General features: G+C 46.0%; 14 protein-coding genes and 1 pseudogene. 3 read left to right on the top strand and 12 right to left on the bottom strand.

Translation table 11 applies throughout. The features are described from left to right. Positions 1-140: 140 nt before the first annotated feature. Entirely contained in the window at positions 141-4,367 is a 4,227-nt protein-coding gene (locus tag ACZLMD_RS06155) for an acyl-CoA dehydratase activase-related protein (protein ID WP_482522475.1), read from the top strand. A 145-nt stretch (positions 4,368-4,512) separates the two neighbouring features. On the opposite strand, the gene ACZLMD_RS06160 is transcribed toward ACZLMD_RS06155, so the two are convergent. From ACZLMD_RS06160 to ACZLMD_RS06210, 11 genes are all read right to left on the bottom strand, one after another. Beyond that, positions 4,513-5,697 (bottom strand): CPBP family intramembrane glutamic endopeptidase, encoded by a 1,185-nt coding sequence (locus tag ACZLMD_RS06160; RefSeq protein ID WP_489495331.1) that lies wholly within the window; start codon positions 5,695-5,697, stop codon positions 4,513-4,515. A gap of 3 nt (positions 5,698-5,700) precedes the next feature. Further along, positions 5,701-6,900 (bottom strand): pyridoxal phosphate-dependent aminotransferase, encoded by a 1,200-nt coding sequence (locus tag ACZLMD_RS06165; RefSeq protein ID WP_489495333.1) that lies wholly within the window; start codon positions 6,898-6,900, stop codon positions 5,701-5,703. 103 nt (positions 6,901-7,003) lie between these two features. Beyond that, positions 7,004-8,125 (bottom strand): LCP family protein, encoded by a 1,122-nt coding sequence (locus ACZLMD_RS06170; protein WP_484106813.1) that lies wholly within the window; start codon positions 8,123-8,125, stop codon positions 7,004-7,006. Positions 8,126-8,235: 110 nt separating this feature from the next. Further along, positions 8,236-9,600 (bottom strand): DUF711 family protein, encoded by a 1,365-nt coding sequence (locus tag ACZLMD_RS06175; RefSeq protein WP_484106812.1) that lies wholly within the window; start codon positions 9,598-9,600, stop codon positions 8,236-8,238. 21 nt (positions 9,601-9,621) lie between these two features. After that, positions 9,622-9,894 carry an ACT domain-containing protein gene (locus ACZLMD_RS06180; RefSeq protein WP_022306376.1) on the bottom strand — a complete coding sequence of 91 codons (273 nt, stop codon included), beginning with the start codon at positions 9,892-9,894 and terminating at the stop codon, positions 9,622-9,624. Positions 9,895-9,996: 102 nt separating this feature from the next. After that, a complete protein-coding gene (locus ACZLMD_RS06185; RefSeq protein WP_022306377.1) occupies positions 9,997-10,851 on the bottom strand; it encodes an MBL fold metallo-hydrolase in 855 nt (284 codons plus the stop codon). Between the two features lie 18 nt (positions 10,852-10,869). Beyond that, positions 10,870-13,140 carry a cell division FtsA domain-containing protein gene (locus ACZLMD_RS06190; protein ID WP_489495336.1) on the bottom strand — a complete coding sequence of 757 codons (2,271 nt, stop codon included), beginning with the start codon at positions 13,138-13,140 and terminating at the stop codon, positions 10,870-10,872. A gap of 163 nt (positions 13,141-13,303) precedes the next feature. Next, positions 13,304-13,858, bottom strand: a complete 555-nt coding sequence (locus tag ACZLMD_RS06195) for a hypothetical protein (RefSeq protein ID WP_482523515.1) — start codon at positions 13,856-13,858, stop codon at positions 13,304-13,306. 200 nt (positions 13,859-14,058) lie between these two features. After that, positions 14,059-14,745 carry a class II aldolase/adducin family protein gene (locus tag ACZLMD_RS06200; protein ID WP_118560273.1) on the bottom strand — a complete coding sequence of 229 codons (687 nt, stop codon included), beginning with the start codon at positions 14,743-14,745 and terminating at the stop codon, positions 14,059-14,061. 128 nt (positions 14,746-14,873) lie between these two features. After that, positions 14,874-17,036 (bottom strand): fibronectin type III domain-containing protein, encoded by a 2,163-nt coding sequence (locus tag ACZLMD_RS06205; protein ID WP_489495338.1) that lies wholly within the window; start codon positions 17,034-17,036, stop codon positions 14,874-14,876. Between the two features lies 1 nt (position 17,037). Continuing rightward, entirely contained in the window at positions 17,038-17,733 is a 696-nt protein-coding gene (locus ACZLMD_RS06210; RefSeq protein ID WP_484106808.1) for a metallophosphoesterase, read from the bottom strand. A gap of 425 nt (positions 17,734-18,158) precedes the next feature. On the opposite strand from ACZLMD_RS06210, the gene ACZLMD_RS06215 reads away from it, so the two are divergent. Both ACZLMD_RS06215 and ACZLMD_RS06220 read left to right on the top strand, forming a co-directional pair. Then, on the top strand, positions 18,159-18,512 hold the full coding sequence (locus ACZLMD_RS06215) for a hypothetical protein (protein WP_022306385.1): 354 nt from the start codon (positions 18,159-18,161) through the stop codon (positions 18,510-18,512). Continuing rightward, the gene (locus tag ACZLMD_RS06220; protein WP_022306386.1) at positions 18,496-19,401 is read left to right on the top strand and encodes a DUF4300 family protein; all 906 of its coding nucleotides are present in this window, start codon (positions 18,496-18,498) and stop codon (positions 19,399-19,401) included. Before ACZLMD_RS06215 ends, ACZLMD_RS06220 begins: the two co-directional genes overlap by 17 nt. A 404-nt stretch (positions 19,402-19,805) precedes the next feature. Here the strand turns inward: ACZLMD_RS06220 and ACZLMD_RS06225 are convergent. Then, a pseudogene (locus ACZLMD_RS06225) lies at positions 19,806-20,002 on the bottom strand (TlpA family protein disulfide reductase); the annotation flags it as partial.

Consider the following 20,002-nt stretch of genomic DNA (forward strand, 5'->3'; position numbering starts at 1 on the left):
TTATATTCCCAATTTGTGTTATTGGTGACTCAGCTGTTGCAATCAATTTTTTTTTGTCATATAATAGGAAAATATGGCGATATTTATCATCGCATATCCTTTAATAAGAAAGGACAGCTAAGGAAGAAAGGAAATATCTTATGAAATTACCATGCCATACTCTGGGAATCGATATCGGTTCCACTACAGTAAAGATTGCAATATTAAACCCAGAGGGAGAGATCATATTTTCTGATTATCAGCGTCATTATGCCAATATTCAGGAGACTCTGGCGGCTATTATCAAGCAGGCGCTGAAAGAGCTGGGAGACCTTCCTGTTTCCCCTGTGATCACCGGTTCCGGCGGACTCACTCTTTCCAAGCATATGAATGTTCCCTTTGTTCAGGAGGTTGTCGCAGTTGCAACATCCTTGAAAGACTATGCTCCACGCACCGATGTAGCGATCGAGCTCGGTGGCGAGGATGCCAAGATTATATATTTTACCGGTGGTATTGACCAGCGAATGAACGGAATCTGTGCCGGCGGTACCGGTTCCTTCATCGACCAGATGGCGACACTGCTCAAGACGGATGCAGCCGGTCTTAATGAATATGCCAAGAACTACAAATCCATCTACCCGATTGCAGCCAGATGCGGTGTATTTGCAAAGACTGATATCCAGCCTCTGATCAATGAGGGTGCTACGAAGGAGGATCTGTCCGCTTCCATTTTCCAGGCGGTTGTCAACCAGACGATCAGCGGTCTTGCCTGTGGAAAGCCGATCCGCGGCAATGTCGCATTTCTCGGCGGTCCGCTTCATTTCCTGACCGAACTGAAGCAGGCATTTATCCGCACTCTGAACCTGAAGGGAGACGAGATCATTGCACCGGAGCATTCTCATCTTTTTGCCGCATCCGGTGCTGCCATGAACGCAAAGACAGATGAATGCATGTCGTCCCTCAGCAAACTGGATGATATTTTAGCCAAAAAGATCGACATGGAATTTGAGGTTGCCCGTCTGGAGCCTCTGTTTAAGGACGAAACAGAGTATGATGATTTCTTGAAGAAACACTCTGAGAATGATGTGAAGAAGGGTGATTTTTCCTCTTATAAAGGAGATCTGTTTCTCGGTATTGATGCCGGTTCTACCACAACAAAGGTTGCCGTGATCGGCGAGGACGGAAGTCTTTTGTATTCCTTCTACAGCAACAACAACGGCAGCCCGCTCAAGACTGCAATCAAGTCCATCAAGGAGATCTACGATATGATGCCGGAAGGTGCACGTATCGTCCGCTCCTGCTCGACCGGTTACGGAGAGGCTCTTCTTAAATCCGCCCTCCTTCTCGATGAGGGTGAGGTAGAGACGGTTGCCCACTACAATGCAGCCGCCTTCTTTGAACCGGATGTCGACTGTATCCTCGATATCGGCGGACAGGACATGAAGTGTATCAAGATCAAGAACCAGTCGGTCGACAAGGTTCAGCTCAATGAAGCATGCTCCTCCGGATGCGGTTCCTTCATTGAGACCTTTGCCAAGTCGCTGAATTACGAGGTGGCTGATTTCGCAAAGATCGCTTTATTTGCAGAGAATCCGATCGACCTCGGCTCCCGCTGTACCGTATTCATGAATTCCAAAGTAAAGCAGGCACAGAAGGAGGGCGCATCCGTCGCTGATATCTCTGCCGGTCTTGCTTATTCAGTAATTAAGAATGCCTTATTAAAGGTAATCAAGCTGACTGACCCTAGGGATCTCGGCGAAAAGGTCGTTGTACAGGGTGGAACCTTCTACAATGATGCCGTACTGCGCAGCTTCGAACGCATCTCCGGCTGTAAAGCCGTACGTCCGGACATTGCCGGTATCATGGGTGCCTTCGGTGCCGCACTGATCGCCCGCAAGCATTACGAAGGACAGGAATCAACCATGCTGACCATCGACCAGATCAATGATCTGAAGTTTGAGACCTCGATGGCAAGATGTAAGGGCTGTACAAACCACTGTCTCCTGACGATCAACCGCTTTACCGGCGGACGCCAGTTTATCTCCGGAAACCGTTGCGAGCGCGGTCTCGGCAAGGAAAAGAACAAGGATCACATTCCAAACCTGTTTGAATATAAAAACAAGCGACTCTTCCAGCATTACACATCTCTGGATGAAGAGCATGCCGTCAGAGGAACCGTTGGTATTCCGCGTGTCCTGAATATGTACGAGAACTATCCGTTCTGGTTTACCTTCTTCACGGAGCTTGGTTACCGCGTTATCCTCTCTCCGGAGTCCAACCGCAAGATCTACGAGCTTGGTATCGAATCCATTCCAAGCGAGTCTGAGTGTTACCCGGCAAAACTGGCACACGGTCATGTCACATGGCTGATCCGCCAGGGTATTGATTACATTTTCTATCCTTGCATCCCTTATGAGCGTGTCGAGGTGGAGGATGCCAATAATCATTACAACTGTCCGATCGTTACCTCCTACGGAGAGAATATCAAGAACAATATCGAGGAGCTGCGTGATGATAAGATCACATACCAGAATCCATTCCTCTCTCTGGAAAGCGAAGCGATCGCAACAAAGCGTCTGGTAGAATTTTTCACAGAGGAAAACGGCATTGCTGCTGATGAGATCCGCCACGCTGCCGCTGCTGCATGGAAGGAAATGCAGGCCGTCCGCACCGAGATGGAGCAGAAAGGTGAGGAGGTATTACAGTACCTTAAGGAGACCGGCCGCCGCGGTATCGTGCTTGCCGGAAGACCATACCATACCGATCCTGAGATCAACCACGGTATTCCCGATCTGATCACCTCCTACGGCGTTGCCGTACTGACCGAGGACAGCATTTCACATCTCGGCAGGGTAGACCGTCCGACGATCGTTATGGATCAGTGGATGTATCATTCCCGTCTGTATCAGGCAGCATCCTTTGTCAGCACACAGTCTAATCTGGATCTGATCCAGTTAAACTCCTTCGGCTGCGGTCTTGATGCCGTTACCACCGATCAGGTCAGTGATATCCTGACAAAGCGCAATAAGATCTATACCGTATTAAAGATCGACGAGGTCAACAACCTTGGTGCCGCACGAATCCGTATCCGTTCTCTGCTCGCCGCTGTTCGTGAGCGTGCAGCCAAGAATATCCAGCCACAGTGTAACGTTGATACCGCACACCACAGAGTGATCTTCACCGAGGAAATGCGTAAGGAGTACACGATCCTTGTGCCACAGATGTCACCGATTCACTTTGACATTCTGGAACCGGCACTCGCCTCCTGCGGTTATAAGCTCAAGATCTTACCAAGCACACCGGCTGCCGTCGATTACGGTCTGAAATACGTTAATAACGACGCCTGCTATCCATCCCTGATCGTTATCGGTCAGTTTATGGAGGCGCTTTTATCCGGCGAGTATGACCTTGATAAGGTTGCCCTGATCATCACCCAGACCGGTGGCGGCTGTCGTGCTACCAACTATATCGGTTTCATCCGCCGCGCCCTCGAAAAGGCAGGCATGGGACAGATTCCGGTTATCTCCATGAGTGCCGGCATCGAGAAAAACCCTGGTCTAAAGATCAATCTGCAGATGGCACACAAAGCCATTCAGGCACTGATCTATGGTGATGTATTTATGCGTGTCCTGTACAAGACGAGACCGTACGAAGCTGTTCCCGGCTCTGCGAACGCCCTTCATGAGAAGTGGAAAGCGATTGCACAGCGCGCCGTCAGAAACGGCAACAAAAAGGAATTCCAGCGAAATATCCGTCAAATCATTAAAGAATTTGACGAGCTGCCATTAAAAGATATCAAGAAACCGCGCGTTGGTATTGTCGGCGAGATCCTTGTGAAGTTCCTGCCGCTTGCCAACAACTATCTGGTAGAGCTTCTGGAGGCCGAGGGTGCCGAGGCAGTCTGTCCGGATCTTCTGGATTTCTTCATGTACAGCCTGTACAATGCAAACTTCAAGGCAAAATACCTTGGCAAAAAGAAATCCTCCGCACACATCAACAACTTTCTGATCTCCTATCTGGAGCATTACCGGAAGGTTGCCAACGATGCACTGGCAGCAAGCAATCGCTTCGAGCCTACAACACGGATCAACAAGCTGGCAGAATATGCCGATCCGATCGTCAGCGGCGGTAACCAGACCGGCGAGGGCTGGTTCTTAACCGGTGAGATGCTTGAGCTGATCCATTCCGGCGTGCCAAACATCGTATGTACCCAGCCGTTTGGATGCCTTCCAAACCACGTTGTTGGTAAAGGTGTTATCAAAGAGCTGCGCCGTCAGTATCCGGAGTCCAACGTTGTGGCTGTCGACTACGATCCGGGTGCCAGCGAGGTAAACCAGCTGAACCGAATCAAGCTGATGCTCTCTACTGCTGTAAAGAACATGAAATAAAATAACGATCAATAAGATACTGCCGAAGCAGATACGTCAAATCTACGATCTGTTTCGGCAGTATTTTTATACAAAAATTTATGTAGAAAAAAACAGCGCAGGAATCAAAGCCTGCGCTGTTATCATTTGTAGTTACGTCTGATATTTATTTTTTAAAATAGTCTGCATCAAAGACCGTCTTGCTCGGATAGGAAACCGTCTCCGGCTTCTCTTTGACGATAACCCCGGCTTCCTCCTTCTGCTTCTCGATATCCCGCAGGGTATCCAGATTCAAAGCAGTTTTCTGCGCGAATCCGCCCTCTTCTTCGCTGCTTTGAGTGGGTCTGTTTCCCACTGCCTGTTCTGTCTGCTCTGCGGATACATTCTCCTTTACCGCATTCATGGATTCTGTCTGCATACGCTTTACAAGCATTCCGCTTCGTTCCATGCGGCGGTATACCACATAGATTCCCACTGCCAGAACAATCGTTACGGCAAGACCACCCTCCAGACCAAAGTCACCGCCGTTCATAAACGACCAGCCATCGGCAAAAGAGCTGTCAAACACAGAGCTTGACTTTGCTGTACCGCTGACCGATATGCCGAAGATATTGCCCTGCAGGAAATTCCATCCGCTGTGCAGTGCAGCAACCATCCAGATACTGCCGCTTTCCACAAACAGAAGACCAAACAGCAGTCCACACAAAAAGAGATTGATATACGCCAGCACCGTGACATGCTCATTGCTCATATGCATCGCCATAAATACACCACTGCTTAGGATCACGGAATACCACACGGAATTACGGCGCGACAAAGATACCAGCAAATATCCCCGGCAGATCACTTCCTCCGCCAGTCCCTGAATCATATAACCGATCAGATAAAAAACGACGTATCCCGGTACAAGCTGCACGGAGACACCTTCAAAATGACAGGCTCCCGTCAATACACAGATCAGATAGGCTCCGCCGATCAAAACCGCACTCCAGCCAATCCCCTTCGCATAGAACGAAGACATGTTCCGCTTCGTAAATCCCATCGACGACAATGGTCTTTTCTCAATGAACTTACAGTACCCTGTATATAATACGATCAAAAATATCTCCGCAAACAGCATATAAACCGTCACCCATTGCGACCTGTTCTGAAGAAGACTGTTATATTGTTCAATACCTGCACTGATAGGATGTATGAGTCCATATACGAGAAGCCCTGGCACCAGTGCCATGGCTTCTACGAATATCGATATTACATAGAGAACAATAAAAATGATCATCTCTCCCAATATACTGTGGGATTTTGTCTTCTCGGCTTCCTTCATAAAAGCCGGTTTCTTAATTTCTCTCATATGTTATTTTAATTCCTTTAAGAATGTCTCGATACGATCCAATCCCTTTTCAATCTGCTCCAGTGAGATTGCATAGGACAGACGGATATGATCTGCAAATCCGAAATCCGCACATGGAACTACCGCTACATTGTATTCCTCAATAAGGATTTCTGCCATCTTGGAAGTATCCTCAATCTTCTGCCCCTTATAATCCTTACCGAGTACATCACTCACGTCAACAAATACATAGAATGCACCCATTGGCTCGATCGTGCTTACATGAGGCATCTCACAGATTCTCTTGTACATATACTGACGGCGCTTATCAAACTCTGCATGCATGGCTGCCACAGAATCCTGAGGACCGTTGAGTGCCTCAACAGCGGCTTTCTGTGCAATAGAGTTTGGATTGGAGGTCTGATGAGACTGAACGCTGCTCATCATCTTTGCAATCTCCTTGGAAGATCCTGTGTAACCGATTCTCCAGCCAGTCATTGCATAGCTCTTTGCAAGACCGCTGCAGGTGATGGTTCTGTCATAGATTTCCTTGCCAAAGGAAGCAATACTGATATGCTTCTGATCTCCGTAAACAAGATTTTCATACATCTCATCTGCGACAACATAAATGTCACTCTCTACAACCACGTCAGCGATCGCACGAAGCTCCTGCTCAGTGTAAAGCATACCGGTCGGGTTGTTTGGTGTGTTAAGTACAACAGCCTTTGTCTTGTCTGTAATTGCCTTCTTCAGATCCTCTGCCTGAAGCTTGTAGCTCTGCTCCTTTGTGGTCTTAACAATCACCGGTACACCGCCCGCAAGCTTAACGATCTCCGGATAGCTGAGCCAGAATGGTGCCGGGATGATCACCTCATCACCCGGATTGATCAGTGCTGTGAAAATATTGGTCAGAGAATGCTTTCCTCCATTGCTGATCACGATCTGATCCGGTGCATAATCAAGTCCATTGAAGGACTTAAACTTCTTAGAAACAGCTTCCTTTAACTCATTGGTTCCGGAAGCCGGTGTATATTTTGTAAATCCATCATGAATTGCCTGAATTGCAGCATCGCAGATATTCTCCGGTGTGTTAAAGTCCGGTTCACCTGCGCCAAAACCGACAACATCCTTTCCCTGCGCACGCAGTTCCTTTGCCTTTGCAGTGATCGCCAGTGTAGAAGATGGCTTCACCGCTGCTGCTTTTCTGGATAATTCTAATGACATAATAATTGCCCCTTTCCTTGGTATAACTTGGTAAAATATGAAAATCTCCTCTCAAATTTATACCACAAACTCTGGGTTGCGTCAATGTATAATTGTATACAATTTACTGACCCACACTGATATTTGCTCCCTTATTATCTTCTTTTCCAAGAGCACTGCCGAATATAAACTTCTGCATCGCTTTCACATTCTTGTCCAGAGGATCCGGCAGGATCACCGACATGCTGCGGACACGGGTAATCTTGTAAGCCCCTTCCACCGGAACATTGAGTGTTTCCAGCTTTGAATTTCTGCTGCGGACTTCCACACCCTGATACAGATAATTGACAAGATCTGCCTTGTCAATATTTGTCTTGACGAGCGGCATCAGCTTTGGCACCATCGCGATCAACTCCAATGCCGATTTGTCCATGAGCTTTTTGTAAATGGCAGACATCACGGTACGATGACGCAGTGTTCTTGCGAAATCACCATATTGTCCGTCCTTCTGTACATAACGGATCCTGGCATAACCAAGTGCCTGATTACCATTCATGTGATTGACTCCGACATGAAGTGTCCTGTTCGATTTCTCAGAGATATAGTTGGTCTTATTAAGATATTCCACCTCATCCTCTGCCAGCTTGATATCAACGCCCCCAAGAGCCTCGATCACCTGCTGGAACGAATCAAAGTTTACCAGCACATATCCATCCACATCAACGCCAAAATTCTTATGAATCGTCTTGATCAAAGTCTTCATGCCACCATTATGATATGCCGCATTGATCTTATTGTCCGAAAAGCCCGGTATCTGCACATAGGTATCACGCATGATCGAGGTCAGACGAAGTGCTCCGTCCTTCCTGTTAACGGTTGCGATCATAATGCTGTCGGTTCTTCCCCGACCGCCTCCGATCGCCTCCTCGCCGCACACAAGGATATTGATCACATCCTTAGACTGCATTACACTGTCTGCACTGTCGAGATGAATCTTATCCGGATCGATCGCTTTCAGGTTTTCAATTCCAGTATCCTCATCAAAATACTCTTCCTGTGCTTTCTCGTTATCATTGTCCTTTACATAAATCTTTCCATAATTGTAGCTAAATACACCGTAAGCAATACCTAAAATCGCCAGCAGTGCAATGACAACTCCTATCACGATCTTGCTCCAGACAGGCAGCTTTTTCTTTGGCATATCTGCTGTAAGCTCTTCTAACTCTTTATTGTCCTTTTCTTTCATATGAATCTCCATTTCGGTTCATTTTATATGTTTCCGGCAATATACAACAGGACAGAGCCTGCGCCCTGTCCCCGCAAAATCATATATCTGCAACGCTTCAGCAAAAGGTTCTAGTTCTTGAAACTGTGGATCGGTGCCGGAATACGCCCGCCACGGTTAATAAATGCACTGCAGTCAAAGGAATTGACCGGCATAACCGGTGCATAACCTAACAATCCGCCAAACTCTACGGTATCGCCTACCTTTTTGCCGATCACTGGGATCAGACGGACTGCTGTCGTCTTCTGGTTAACCATACCGATCGCCATCTCATCTGCAATGATACCGGAAATCGTTGTCGCCTTTGTATCACCCGGAATTGCGATCATATCAAGACCTACCGAGCATACACAGGTCATAGCCTCTAACTTCTCCAGCGTGAGTGCCCCGTCTACAACGGCATTGATCATACCCTGATCCTCACTGACCGGAATAAATGCGCCACTCAAGCCACCGACATAAGAGGAAGCCATAACGCCGCCCTTCTTCACCTGATCGTTTAACAGGGCAAGTGCAGCTGTTGTGCCGGGTGCACCGGCTCTCTCAAGACCCATCTCCTCGAAAATATCTGCGATACTGTCTCCGATCGCCGGCGTCGGCGCCAGAGAAAGATCAATAATACCAAATGGAATATCCAGTCTTCGGGATGCTTCTCTTGCCACAAGCTGACCAACACGGGTAATCTTAAATGCTGTCTTTTTCACGGTCTCACAAAGAGAACCAAAGTCTGTGCCATGCTCGGCCTCCAGAGCCTTTCTCATAACACCCGGTCCGCTGACACCGACATTGATAATGGCATCTGCCTCTGTCACACCATGGAACGCCCCCGCCATGAACGGATTATCGTCCGGTGCATTACAAAATACAACCAGCTTGGCACAACCGATGCTGTCGTTCTCCTTCGTATATTCTGCCGCCTGCAGGATGATCTCACCCATCAGCTTAACAGCATCCATGTTAAGTCCTGTCTTTGTTGATCCAAGATTTACGGAACTGCAGACAAAATCTGTCTCTGCCAGAGCCTGTGGGATCGAACGGATCAAAAGCTCATCCGCCTCTGTCATTCCCTTGGAGACAAGTGCACTGTATCCACCGATAAAATTAATACCTAATGTCTTGGCAGCGCGGTCCAGCGTCTTTGCAATCGTCACAAAGTCCTCCGGCGTCTTGCAGGCTGCACCACCGACCAGTGCGATCGGAGTCACGGAAATTCTCTTGTTAACGATCGGGATTCCATACTCCCTCTCAATTGCCTGTCCGGTCGGAACAAGCTCCTTTGCCACTGTTGTGATACGATTATAGATCTTCTCATTTAAGGCATCCAGATCGCTGTCAATACATTCCAGAAGGCTGATTCCGATCGTAATGGTACGCACATCGAGATTTTCCTTCTCAATCATATTATTGGTCTCTAATACTTCATTTATGTTTATCATTTTGAATGATTCCTCCGTAACTTAAATTCTGTGCATCTGATCAAATATATCCTCACGCTGTGCATGAATGATACAGCCAAGCTCCGTACCGATCTTCTCAAGATCTTCCGCAAATGTATCGAAATTGATGCTGCATGCTGCGGTATCTACAATCATCATCATGTTAAAGAAACCATCAACGATCGTCTGTGAAATGTCAAGGATATTTACCTGATTGTCTGCAAGATATGTACATACTCTCGCAATAATTCCAACGCTGTCTTTTCCAACTACAGTAATTACTATCTTTCTCATGATTCCCTCATTTCTGCCTGCGGCTCACGCTGCTAACGGCTGATTTATTTTCTTATATTCCGCATATATTCCACGGAATGATAATTCGTTTTGTGCTGCTTATTATAAGGCGGATTCCAACAGATCAAGCGATAGCTGTCCGGACTCCATATCCTGTCCGCTGCCGGTCAAAACAAGCTTAGACGGCTTGTCCCTTCGTGCAACCGAAAGATCAAACGGCAGGGAGTTCATCCCCAGCTCCTCCCATAAACGGCATTTGACTGTCTCGTAGGCAAGCTCCGGGTAATTGTTCTCCTTGGATAAATGTGCCAGAAATATATGCTTCAAATTATCGTGAAGAAGACGACACAACAGCCGTCCGGAATCTTCATTGGATAAATGACCGCGTTCTCCAAGGATACGACATTTCAACGAGTAAGGATACGGTCCTGCCTCCAGCATACTGATATCGTGATTGGCTTCCAGCATGATCACCTCACAGCCCTCCAGATGGGACACTGTATAATCATCATAAACACCAAGATCCGTCGCCATTCCCACTTTGTGACCGGATGCCTCCACGGTATAACAGACCGGATCTGCCGCATCGTGCGACATATGAAACGGCATTACCTCAAGACTGCCGATCTTGACCGGGCGGTCCGCATAGACCTGATACAGATGCTCCATCGTAACAAGCCCCTTGCTGTCCTTCTGGCGGATTCCATTCAGCGTCCCTGCCGTGCCGTAAACCGGCACATGAAAATACTTTGTCATCATCGGGATTCCCTGAATGTGGTCTGTATGCTCATGTGTCACTAAGATCGCATCAAGACTTTCCGGTGCAACATGGATTGAACGCAGCCCGTCTACAATCCGCTTCCGGCTGACTCCCGCGTCGATCAGAATCCTGGAATCTCCATCTCCTATATAAATGCAATTGCCGCTGCTGCCACTGGCAATACTACATATCTGCATGCTCCTGTAACTTCCTTTCTATACCCAGTATATCTGAATCTCATCGCCCTCATGTACCGGTGCGGTGAAATCCGAAGAAACTCCATTGATCAGCGTTTCCAGACGGGTTCCTCCCGCCACGGACAGATCAAACGGATAAAAATCAAGTATATCCACCAGAATATATGATTTCTTATTGCGCAGGATCACCGTCTCGCCATTGACCGTAACCGGCATGTCAAAAGCATTCTCCCCGGCATCGCCTGCAGGGGTCGCAGACTGTGTTGCAGCTTCCGCGGTCACATTTCCGACTTCCGGTGCTATGTCAGCTTTGCTCTCCTGCGGCTGTGCCGGCAGACTCTGCTCACCCTCAACAGCTTCCTTCGTCTCTCCGTTTAAAACAGCCTCGGGAACCTGCCCCTCGCCGTACTCCTCCATCAGCTTCTGATAGTTCGGCTCTTCCTTCCGTATCTCACAGGCGATTGAAAAATTGTCATATACCTTTGTATCCATTCCGGCAATGGCATTATTGACATAAACTCTGCCCCTACAGACAATATCCATAAACTCCAGAACCTGCTCCAGCGTATAATATTCCAATATCTCGATCCGATCCCCCTCCTGTATTTCATAATACCGGGACACAAGCTGTCCGTTGACCGTCACAAAACGCGGACAGGTGATCGTCTTATTATTGAAACGGAAACGGATGTCCGAATGATACTCCGGAATATCCCCAACTGACATCACCGCATCCTTTCCTGCTGTGGATGCAACGATCTCGATCCGGTCATTCTGCGACAGACCTTCGCTCAGTGCGCTTTCCCTGCCATTTAACCGAATCACCGCAGAATCTCCCGGTTCTCCGCGCCGCATGCGCGCCTCACCGTTCACGGTGTAATTCAGTGTCTTTCCTCTCTTCGGGAACAGATCCTCATTCGGATAACCGCACTGTATTGCTGCATCCACCACGGTCAGCTTGCTGTTGTCATAAAGCTTGATCCGTTCCTCATTGATTGTCACGAATATGAAGTTGTTTTTCTGTTCGTAATAATTAAGACAGATTCCAACCGGTGTCACCAGAAGCGAGTCCTTCTTGATATTCTTCTGTAAAAAGGTGATCTGTCCCATCACTTCAGAGCCTCGCAGTGCCACACGCTCCTCCGGCAGATCAAGTGCCTGTGCAAGCGTCTCCTCAAAGCCACGGATCTTGCCGCCTCCTCCGACGACAAACACCGCACTGACGGACTTGCCGCCATTGAGCTCCTTGATCCGGTCTGCAACCTTCTCTGTGATCTCCCTCACCACAGGCTCCGTTACCTCCGTAATCTCCTCCGAGGGTATCTTATGAGAAAGTCCCATAATATCGTGTACCGTCACCTGCTTACGGCTGGTACTCTGGCATTTCATCTTCTCTGCCTCCGCAAAATCCAGCAGATAATGTCTTGCTAACGTCTCTGTGATCTCATCACCGGCTGCCGGAATCATGCCGTAAGCGATAATACTTCCATCGTTGGTGATCGAGATATCAGACGTTCCGGCGCCCACATCCACCAACGCAATATTTAATAAACGAAATCTCTCCGGGATCGCCACATTCATGGCGGCAATCGGCTCCAGTGTCAGATTTGCCACATAAAGACCTGCCTTTTCCACCGCTGCATAAAGTCCATCGACAACCTCATCCGGCAGGAAAGTGGCGATCAGCTCCGTCCGGATCGAATTGGCCTTATGACCTTCCAGATTCGTGATCGGATAATCATTCTGATAATAACGGATCACCGAATAGCCGACACAGTAGAACTTCATATCATCCGTCTGCTGTTCCTTGCGAAGCAGTTCATACGCCTTCTCCACACCAAGCATGTCCAGAGAATAAATATGCTCATTCGTAATGACTGTCTCATAATTAAAGTCCACCGTTGCAGATGCAACAACTGTCTTCAAAACACGACCGGCCGCAGCAATACACACATCGGAAAGCTTCCTTCCTGTGAGCTTCTCAAGCCTGCGCTTCACAACAAGAATTGTATCTGCAACCGCCTGTATATCATGGATCTGTCCATCAAGCATCGCTCTCGTCTCGTGTTCCACAGACTCCTGCGCAACCACAACAAAACCACCGTCCGGTGTGCGATAGCCGACCGTTCCCACGATGCTTCTGGTGCCAATGTCAAGACCGAACACAAGTGGTTCCGTCAGCTTCTTAACAATGGCTGCAATATTCACACCTGTTGCGGCACTTTTCCTGCCTTTGGCGGACGAAGCAGTTTTCTTTGCCCGCGCCGTCTTCTTCTCTGCCTCTGCCATGGACTTCTCCTTTCCAAACATTCTTCTTGCTATTGTATCACAAAATAAATATGATGGTCAACAAAATAGAGGAGCCACTGTAATAATACAACGGCTCCCCATATATAATAGAGAAAAGAGTAAGCAAAATCAAATCTGCGTTACATGTTATTCCTATCTGCCATTATTTGATTGTAATCTTGAAAGTTACAGAGATGCTCTTCTTGAACTTGAACTTCTTGCCGTAGCTTGCAGCATAACCTGCAGTCTTATCTCCGTTCTGCTTGTTACCTACTCTGTTGTAGATAGAAATACGATACTTGTTAGGATCTTCCTTCTTCTCAAGCTGACCAGCTGCAACTGCCTTCATACCGGAAACAGTCTTACCGTCGCACTTTACGGAAACGCCGGAAATTTTAATCTTCTTAGCACTGTGATCCTTTAAGATATTCTTGATATCAACATAGAATACCTGTGCCGGCTGATTCTTGGATTTCTTGTTCTTGAGAGTTACTGTGTATGTAGCAGTACCTTTCTTATTCTTTACAGAAACTGCAGTCTTGTTGGTATCCTTAGAAGAATCATTACCACCATCCCAGTTCCATTTGGTATCTGCATAACCCATAACTGCCTTATAGCTGCTAGCTGCACTAGCCTTAGTTCCTGTGTAAGCAACGCCTGAAACAGCTACTGTTGCAGCCAATGCTACTGATAATACTCTCTTAATTGACTTTCTCATTGTATCGTCCTCCTATGATTTATGATTTTTCACGGTGTTCGCTCAAATGCATCAACAAATGTATCAAAGTTGCACACCTCATTTATATAAACATTGTATCGCTTATGTTATATTTTGTCAACTTTTTCTCGTTATTTTTTATATATTTGTACAATTTGCCACAGATAAATAACTTTTATCTGTGGCAAATTGCTTACGCATTATCCGAAATAACCCTGTGACTTCTCGCCGCTTTCCTTCGCCTGACCATAGGTCTTGTAATGCTCGATCACCTCTGCCATCTGCTCATCAGACAATACATTCGGTGTAGAGATTGCCATTGCACGCCACTCAACCTGCGCACACCACTCACATGTCATGGCTACCGCAAATGCCTTTTCCAGTGAATCACCATAGGCAACCATACCATGATTTGCCATGAGAAGTGCCTTGCTGTCTGTATGACGCAGGCATTCGCGCACGGCGTCGGCAAGCTCCGGTGTACCATAGGTGAAATATGGAACGGTCGGAACCGTTGCCACACCGGTATCAGCGATCGCATAGTGTGTTGCCTTCAGATCAACACCGGCACAGGCAAGTGTCGTGCAGTACATTGAATGCGCATGTACAACGGCGCGTGCCTCCGGCTTCTCCAGATAAAATGCTGCATGAAGTCCGTTCTCGCTGGAAGGCTTGCGCTTTCCGTCTACAATATTGCCCTGCAGATCCATAACTACCACATCCTCTGCCGTTGTCTGTGCATACGGGATACCGGATGGGCTGATTGCCATATATCCTGTCTCCGGATCATACATACTGATATTGCCTGCTGTTCCGATCGTCAGACCGGATGAAATAAGCTGATTACCATAATCTACGATTTTCTGTCTGATTTCTTCTAATAACATAATACCTCTGTCCTTTTCTAAATAATTTATCAGTCATACACTGCTTTTCTATTTTATCATAATGAAATTCTTTTCTCTACCCTCTTCAGGTTGAAATTATTGCGGTAATTTGTGAGATACTCCCTCTGTCAATACTTCACCTTCTTCACAGGACTCCATTTGCCATATATCTTTTTTCCGCTAATCTGTGTATACGCACGGACACGGATATAGTAAGTCTTTTTTTTCTGCAGTTTCTTTAATGTTGTATAAGACTGTGTCGAAACATTTTTATTTACGGTTTTTAATTTCTTTTTGAAATTTTTACTTTGTGCATACTGAAGCTGATATCCTTTTGCTGCCGTCAGCTCTGTCCAGCATACATACAGCTTGTTTCCGGAAAGCTTGCCTGTTTTGGGTTTCGTTAACTTCAGCTTGGCAGCTGCATCTGTTTTCCGTGATGGACTCGCAGATGATGTTGCTTTCGAGCTATTCGCCGGTGCTTTGGTTGGTTTCGGCGTCTGACTTGGTTTTGCCGTAGCTGTTGCAGACGGCGTATCCTTCCGGTTGCCGTTCGGATCTGCTGCCGGCGTCTGACTTGGTTTTGCTGTCCCCCACCAGTCCGGCACATCCCATGTATTGTCTTCTTCTGCCGGTAGAATAGTAAAGGCCGCTTTATTCCATCCGGTAAACACTCCTTTTCCCATGACAACAGCATAAGCGGTACCCTGTGTATAATTATCTTCATAGGAAACCGTATAATCCCTGTCCTGTGTCAGTTTCTCTCCCTTATAGTAAACTTCAACATCCGGTCTGTAGGAATGTGTATGGCTGCTGTCTTCTATCTCTGTATATGTATCCTGAGACAGCTTCATCGTTGTCGTAGATAACTGGATATATCCCGGTCCCTCAAAGCAGATATCATCGAGTCTGGCAGGATCCACATCGTAGAATACCGGAGAACTGTCATTGGTCATGAACCAGACGATATGTCCTTTTGAGGTCAGGATCGGTTTGCAGTCGGTCTGGCGGGCACATATTCTGTATATTTTTCCATCGAGTGTGCCATCATTTTTAATCTTGGCGATCCTCGTAAGGATGTTATAATCTCCGTCCTCCTGATCCTGGTATCCCTCTTCCCACAGAACATACATGCCGTCACCTGTAACAACGGTATGTGGAGTGTAGACAATGATCTTATCAGCATCTGTATAATTGGTAAGCCATATTGTTTTCGTGTCGAAGGTATCTTTGTCGGTCACGTCAACAAAAACATTTCTCCACTTAACCATATTTAACATCAGATCGGTCGTATCCGGATCGATCGAATTTCCGGCAGTGATCAATGTATTGCCGACCAGATCAAAACTGCCGATTGAAACGCCTGTATAAACCTGCCCAGTGCCACAAATAGGAAAGATCTCCCTTCGATCCTCTATATGATACATGTCAATGCCTTCATAATATTTCTTCTGTTTGGAAAGAGTGACCGCCCGTGGGTAGGAATCTCCCTGATCCAGCCGGTAGATGTAATTATCGTCCGCCTGGATAAACTGATTCCAGGAATGACTGACATATCCTGTCTTTTCATTGCTCACGGCAGACATATCAGCTACCTTTGTCATGGTTGCCTCATCAATCTCAAGTGTCATATTCGCCTGGTGGTGTGGGCTCTCCAAAAGTGTACCTTCATCATACATGGTATGAGCTGCATGAATATACAGAATGCCGTCACTTTCCAGCATACTTACACTGCCGGATGTGAAAGCAGAATATGTGTTTATCGCGGAAATACTGCAGCGTCCGAGAATATTCCAATCGTCATCATACTTTACAACCCGCACGACTTCTTTTTCATCGGACTGTTTGGAGTTCACCTGCTTATATACAATGTAACGGGCATCCTTTCCCTTAAAATATCCTCTGGCTGTCCAAATACCTTTGGTGAGCTGTCTGGAGGATACGAAGTTAAAATCAGCATCGTAGATTTCCAGAAATACGCCTTCATCATCAAAGAAAGAGATGCGAAGAAACGTTCCGTCTTCATTTTCCTCAAGAAAGTCATTACTTGGCTGTGCGTGCCATCCCTGTCCCCATGCCTCTTTGCTGTAGTCGTTGCTCGACATGGTCTGGGATTTCTTTCCGCCTGTCGAACGATGGATATACGAGTCATCCGGCTTCCTTCCGTAATCGACCGTCGTATCCACATCCGTTTGTGTCGTCGTATCCGCAGCGGTGCAGACAGACGGATAGCCAGTCACAACCACAGCGAGAACCAATAATGTGCTTAATAATTTTTTGATTTTTCTCATTCTATTCCTCCATTTCCTCATCGTAAGGGAGAACCAGCCTTTTGCCCCCCTCCGTGATCTCATAATATTTATCTTCGTCCGTATCAACCATCAAAATCGGAATGCAACTGCTCTCAAAAACAGTTCCATCAATATAATAATGACTTTCTCCGTCATAATAGATACCGTGAAAGCCCGGATCTCCGGCGATTTCTGCCGTCCCGACATGACCAGCCACAACCTTCATGTCTATGCCCTCGATCCTGCCGGTTGACGCGGGATATTTCCAGACAAGTATGTCGTCACTCGTTCCCCACTCCCAGAGATCTCCCGCTTCCTCATCAATGCCGGCGTGAACAAAGATTGTATTTCCTTCTGTATAATATCTCGGAAGATTCTCTATCCAATAAATGTATTTCTCGTCGCCCTCATCGTCCTCTTCCTCCAGAGTTCTTGTCATCTGGTTGATCGTTGCGATTCCGGACAGCACATGCTCCTCATGATTTCCCATCAGAGCAATTACCTTCTCCGTTCCATACTGATCCTGCAGTCTCATGATCTTATCCAGAACTCCATAGCTGTCCGCTCCGCCATGAATATAATCGCCAAGCAGACACAGCTTTGTGTCCGGTTCCTTCAGATAATCTTCGACCAACGACAAAGCCTCTTCAAATTCCGGCAGACATCCGTGAATGTCGCTCATACAATATATTTTCATATCTTCCTCTTTTCTGTCAGATTCAAAAGCTCGTACCTCTTGTTCTATCCCCCTGCTGTTACCGGGATAATCATTTTCCTGCTGTGACAAAACCAGAGGCAATACACCACCGACCCATTATCTCCCAAAAGCACCTCACCACATTTATATTATAACTTACTCATTTCTTATATACAATCAGTTTTCACACCGGCTAGCCAATGTATTTTATCAAATACATTTTTTACTTAGCATTCTTTTCTTACTTTTCGTGAAGTGAAGGAATCTTCCTATTACTTTTTTGCTAAGACTTCCCATACCTCAATTGATGTGTGCCCATAATATTTCTTAAATTTGCGAACCATACTATTGCCATATATAAAATAATATGGTAACCTGTTTCAGCAATAATCGGAGAGTAGAAACAAGAAAAGAGGTAAATGATTATGAAGAAGAAATTAATCACAATTGTACTTGGTGTAATGCTTTGTATGAGCATATTAGGAGGCTGTGGACAGAAAGAGACAAAGCAAAATAATACTGCAACCAGTAACAGCGGGGATCAAAATAAGGAAACAACCGAAGAAAAAGAATTGGTTGGAACCATTGATGAGATAAAAGATTTTATGTTTATCATTACAGACGACGATGACACACCATATAGTTTTACTTTCGACAAAAAACCGAAGGGATTGGAAAATATCAGTAACGGAGATACTGTAACCGTAAAATATACAGGTACAATTTCAGAGGTAGATCCGTTCGATGGCGAGGTGATATCTGTTGAAAAGACAAAATAATACCACTTTATCCGCTAAAATATGTGCTGTCATTTTGCTTTCATCTATGGTGCTGAGTGCCTGTGCGGATACTCAGATGACGCAGGAACAGAAAATACCTGCGGATACTCAGACAGCGCAGGAGCAAAAGATACCTGCTGCAACTTATGTGGGAGGGGATAATACTTCTGCCGAGGTCTGCAAAGCGTTAAAGGATGCGGGAGCTTCGCATGTAGATGTATTTCAGGACTGGGTGACTGATTTTGCAGATTCCGCCGGAAAAAATGCAAAATTGGAAGACAATTGGTCAGATCCCCGGAAACTGAAAGCAGATACAGGTAAATGTATGGATGGTTGGGAACAAAATCATGACTATTCGGATACCGACTGCAGAATGACCGCATTTCTTCTGTTAGACGGGATGCTGACGGCTGAATCAACAGAAAAAAAGTATAAGGGTACTTATTTAATGTTTGATACAGATGCGATAGATAATGTAGACAGATACGAAATCATAAAAAAGAAAAAGGATATGTTTACTACCCTCTATGGCGAAAAAAAAGTAACAGACAACAAACATCCTGAAACTACATTTTCTAACAATTGGAAGGATCACGGATTTCATATAGACAGCGACAGAATATCTCTTCTCAGCATTGTAATATCCGATCCTGATTCTGATGTCGTTTTTGTAGGTCATACAGGAATACTGATAAAGTATAGCGACTACTATTTATTTGTAGAAAAAATTGCCTTTGAACAGCCATATCAGGCAACAAAAGTTCGTACGATAGATGAATTGCTTCATATTTTATCATTGCGACCGGAATATTTCGGAGACGAGGAGGAAGCCGGACCATTTGTTTATGCTAACGGTAAATATCTCCAAACATTAAAGAAAAGTAATTAACAGCTTATAAAAAAGGATAGGGAATCAACGATAACTATGAAAAAATAATTCTTTCCCTGAATACAGGAATGGATACTTCCTATGATGGCATTAAATCCGTCAACTTGATCGACTGGTTGATTTCAGAATAAAAGTCCAAGAAAAGCATCTCCTCTGAGGTGCTTTTCCTGGCTTAAGCCGTACCTCTCTTAATCTATTTGTACAATAGTTTATATAACCGAGTGATTGGCTAGAAAAAATGAGGTCAGTCTGATAAGGATTTTTGAGGACACCCTGAAACTATGCGCTTACGATTCTTTACACTAACCTCTCTATATTTCGCACTTGCACCATTCCTTGACATTATAGTAATGTTCAAAAAAAGCTCTCTGTGCAATGCACAGGAGCTTTTTATATGTAGACCTCTATTTATTTGTGCTGTCTGCATCAATTACAGACTGAATCTGCTTCATAAGGGCATCATAGTTGTCCTTGTTATCAATTCCGCCGAGCATTGGTTCGCCTACAATATTGCCATTTCTGTCAACAAGTATAGTTGTTGGAAAGGCCATGATTTCTGAGGCATATTTACCGGCAGCACTAGAGGAGTCAATTGACAGAT

The sequence above is a fragment of the Jutongia sp. genome, from assembly GCF_057878315.1.

Excerpts from the sequence above, each read along its gene's own strand:
- ACZLMD_RS06155 (WP_482522475.1), top strand. The coding sequence starts at position 141 with ATGAAATTACCATGCCATACTCTGGGAATCGATATCGGTTCCACTACA.
- ACZLMD_RS06160 (WP_489495331.1), bottom strand. The coding sequence starts at position 5,697 with ATGAGAGAAATTAAGAAACCGGCTTTTATGAAGGAAGCCGAGAAGACA.
- ACZLMD_RS06165 (WP_489495333.1), bottom strand. The coding sequence starts at position 6,900 with ATGTCATTAGAATTATCCAGAAAAGCAGCAGCGGTGAAGCCATCTTCT.
- ACZLMD_RS06170 (WP_484106813.1), bottom strand. The coding sequence starts at position 8,125 with ATGAAAGAAAAGGACAATAAAGAGTTAGAAGAGCTTACAGCAGATATG.
- ACZLMD_RS06175 (WP_484106812.1), bottom strand. The coding sequence starts at position 9,600 with ATGATAAACATAAATGAAGTATTAGAGACCAATAATATGATTGAGAAG.
- ACZLMD_RS06180 (WP_022306376.1), bottom strand. The coding sequence starts at position 9,894 with ATGAGAAAGATAGTAATTACTGTAGTTGGAAAAGACAGCGTTGGAATT.
- ACZLMD_RS06185 (WP_022306377.1), bottom strand. The coding sequence starts at position 10,851 with ATGCAGATATGTAGTATTGCCAGTGGCAGCAGCGGCAATTGCATTTAT.
- ACZLMD_RS06190 (WP_489495336.1), bottom strand. The coding sequence starts at position 13,140 with ATGGCAGAGGCAGAGAAGAAGACGGCGCGGGCAAAGAAAACTGCTTCG.
- ACZLMD_RS06195 (WP_482523515.1), bottom strand. The coding sequence starts at position 13,858 with ATGAGAAAGTCAATTAAGAGAGTATTATCAGTAGCATTGGCTGCAACA.
- ACZLMD_RS06200 (WP_118560273.1), bottom strand. The coding sequence starts at position 14,745 with ATGTTATTAGAAGAAATCAGACAGAAAATCGTAGATTATGGTAATCAG.
- ACZLMD_RS06205 (WP_489495338.1), bottom strand. The coding sequence starts at position 17,036 with ATGAGAAAAATCAAAAAATTATTAAGCACATTATTGGTTCTCGCTGTG.
- ACZLMD_RS06210 (WP_484106808.1), bottom strand. The coding sequence starts at position 17,733 with ATGAAAATATATTGTATGAGCGACATTCACGGATGTCTGCCGGAATTT.
- ACZLMD_RS06215 (WP_022306385.1), top strand. The coding sequence starts at position 18,159 with ATGAAGAAGAAATTAATCACAATTGTACTTGGTGTAATGCTTTGTATG.